The sequence below is a fragment of the Aerococcus sp. L_32 genome, assembly GCF_050689315.1.
Map to the genome: position 1 here is coordinate 1 of NZ_JBOEQF010000349.1, position 2,032 is coordinate 2,032.

Below are 2,032 nucleotides of genomic sequence, written 5' to 3' on the forward strand. Positions count from 1 at the left end.
TGCCGTTGGCCCTATTTCAGGTTGTACCAGCAAACTAGTCGACTTTATCTACGTTAGAAATGATAAAGGTCATTTCTGCTTCTGAACAAACCTCGCCGTATTCATTACGGATAGTTCCTTTACCGATACCCATACGTTTCTTCAATTTCACAATTTCAACTGTGATTTCAAGTACGTCACCAGGTACAACGTTTTTACGGAATTTCACGTTGTTTAAACCAGCTAAATAAGCGATTTTATTTTTAAAGTCTGGTTGAGATAATAATGGAATTGAGCCCACTTGTGCCATTGTTTCTACTTGTAAAACACCAGGCATTACAGGGTTACCTGGGAAGTGACCAACAAAGAATTCTTCATTGATCGTCACGTTTTTACGGGCAACAACTTTTTCACCTGGGATAATTTCATCCACTCGGTCCACAAATGAGATTGGGAAACGGTTAGGGATGATTTCTTGTACCTGCATAGCTGTTAGAACAGGTTCTTTACGTTCTGCATATTCAGTCATTTTTTAATACTCCTTTAGAATAATTATTCGCTAATTTCAAATAATGGTTGGCCGAATTCAACAACTTGGCCGTCTTCAACTAAGACGTTCACGACTGTTCCAGAAATATCAGCTGGAATTTCGTTCATCACTTTCATCGCTTCAACGATACAAACAGTTTCACCAGCTTCAACGCTGTCGCCTACTTTCTTGAAGGCTGGTTGATCAGGGTTCTTAGCTAGATAAACAACACCAACTAAAGGACTGTCAATCGTTTTGCCAGCTGACGTAGCAGGTGCACTAGGTGTTGCTGCTGCTTCTGTGGCAGGCGCTATAGTTTCTTTACTCTTCGTCTCTTGGGCTACTGCAGGAGGTGTAGCTTCTGCGTTTGTGGTAGCTTGTTGATTCACGCTTGTGCTTGCAGTGTGTTCAGTTTGTGTTTGGCGTTCTTTAATTTTTGAAATATATAAAGAATCCGCTTGTGTTTGGAATGAAAACTCTTGAATCGTAGACGAATCAATCTGGCTGATTAAATCTTTAATTTCTTCGTGTTTCAAGCCTTATTCACCAACCTTTTTAAAGGCAATAACTGTGTTGTGTCCACCAAAACCTAAAGTGTTGCTGACAACAACGTTTACTTCTTGTTCGCGTCCAACATTCGGTACGATATCTAAATCACATAATGGATCTGGATTCTTGTAGCCTAATGTAGCTGGAATAAATGAATCTTGGATAGCCATGATACTTGCAATAGCTTCAACAGCACCAGCAGCACCTAGTAAGTGACCAACTGATGATTTTGTAGAAGAAACTGGAATTTTATAAGCCAATTCTTCACCAAATGCACGTTTAATCGCAACTGTTTCAGAAGAATCATTTGCTGGGGTACTTGTACCGTGAGCATTTATGTAAGAAACTTCCTCTTTAGCGATGTTACCTTCTTCTAAAGCGTTTAACATCGCTTTCGCTGCACCAGAACCATCTTCAGATGGCGCAGTTAAGTGGTAAGCGTCTGAAGTAGAACCGTAACCACCGATTTCAGCATAGATGTTTGCACCACGAGCTTGCGCTGATTCTAAGGATTCTAATACCAAGATACCAGCACCTTCACCCATCACAAAACCATTACGGTCCTTATCGAATGGGATTGAAGCGCGGTTTGGATCAGTTGAATCACTTGTCGCTGTTAGGTTGTCGAAACCACCTAAACCGATTTCGTTAATCGCACCTTCAGCACCACCAGCAATCATGACATCTGCATAACCATGTTTAATATAACGGAAAGCTTCACCAATGGCATTGTTAGCAGAAGCACAAGCTGTAACCATAGTTAAAGCTGGCCCTTTTAAGCCAAAGTGCATAGAGATATTGGCAGCACCCATATTTGAAATAGAAACAGGTACGAATAAAGGGTTCACTCGTTTGATTCCTTTATCTTGCATTTTTAACACACCTTTTTCGATTTCTTGAATACCACCGATACCAGTACCTAAGTAAACCCCGATACGGTCAACGTCAGCATTTTCAACGTCTAGATTCGCGTCC

3 protein-coding genes are annotated in these 2,032 nt (G+C 40.8%); all 3 read right to left on the minus strand.

Annotated features, from left to right (window positions below; translation table 11 throughout):
* Positions 1-34 precede the first annotated feature (34 nt).
* Positions 35-508: a 3-hydroxyacyl-ACP dehydratase FabZ gene (fabZ, locus tag ACRCJ0_RS12765; protein ID WP_003142766.1), complete on the minus strand. Its 474-nt coding sequence runs from the start codon at positions 506-508 to the stop codon at positions 35-37.
* Between the two features lie 23 nt (positions 509-531).
* Positions 532-1,044, minus strand: a complete 513-nt coding sequence (gene accB, locus ACRCJ0_RS12770; RefSeq protein ID WP_431390667.1) for an acetyl-CoA carboxylase biotin carboxyl carrier protein — start codon at positions 1,042-1,044, stop codon at positions 532-534.
* A gap of 3 nt (positions 1,045-1,047) precedes the next feature.
* The coding region (locus ACRCJ0_RS12775) for a beta-ketoacyl-ACP synthase II (RefSeq protein ID WP_431390668.1) at positions 1,048-2,032 on the minus strand (985 nt) is incomplete at its 5' end.

Coding starts and splice junctions, on each gene's coding strand:
- fabZ (WP_003142766.1), bottom strand. CDS start 508: ATGACTGAATATGCAGAACGTAAAGAACCTGTTCTAACAGCTATGCAG.